The 457-nt window shown below is 50.3% G+C and carries 1 rRNA gene; it reads right to left on the bottom strand.

Going from position 1 to position 457, the window contains the following annotated elements:
* Nucleotides 1–118, bottom strand: a 23S ribosomal RNA gene (locus tag E1J61_RS35820); the annotation flags it as partial.
* Nucleotides 119–457: the final 339 nt, after the last annotated feature.

The following is a 457-nucleotide window of genomic DNA, read 5'->3' as shown; positions in this document are numbered from 1 at the left end:
TCGGACATCTCCGGATCAAAGCTTGTTTGCCAGCTCCCCGAAGCTTTTCGCAGGCTACCGCGTCCTTCATCGCCTGTGATCGCCAAGGCATCCACCACATGCACTTGTTCGCTTGACCCTATAACAAGTGTGTCTCAAGCTTGCGCTCATGACACCGCTCACTACAGGTTGAGTTCTCGCATTTGTGCCGTATTCCAAGTCATCTTTCGATCACTTTAAATACATTTTAGTTGATACAATCACAACCCGGTATCGCGTTTGCTACTGCAGCGTCTCATCAACGCTCGCGCGACACCTTTACTACATCCCATATTGTTAAAGAACAGCCGACTTTCGTCGCTTGGCAATGCCAAATGCAAACGCTCAATCCTTAAGCGCTTGCATTTGGCGGCCAACCAAAGTTACCAGGTAGTGGTGGAGGATGACGGGATCGAACCGACGACCCCCTGCTTGCAAA

It is taken from the genome of Cupriavidus sp. L7L (assembly GCF_004353535.1).
GTDB classification, from domain to species: domain Bacteria; phylum Pseudomonadota; class Gammaproteobacteria; order Burkholderiales; family Burkholderiaceae; genus Cupriavidus; species Cupriavidus oxalaticus_A.
The sequence above is the reverse complement of the archived record's forward strand: the minus strand, read 5'-3'. Positions and strand labels throughout refer to the sequence as shown.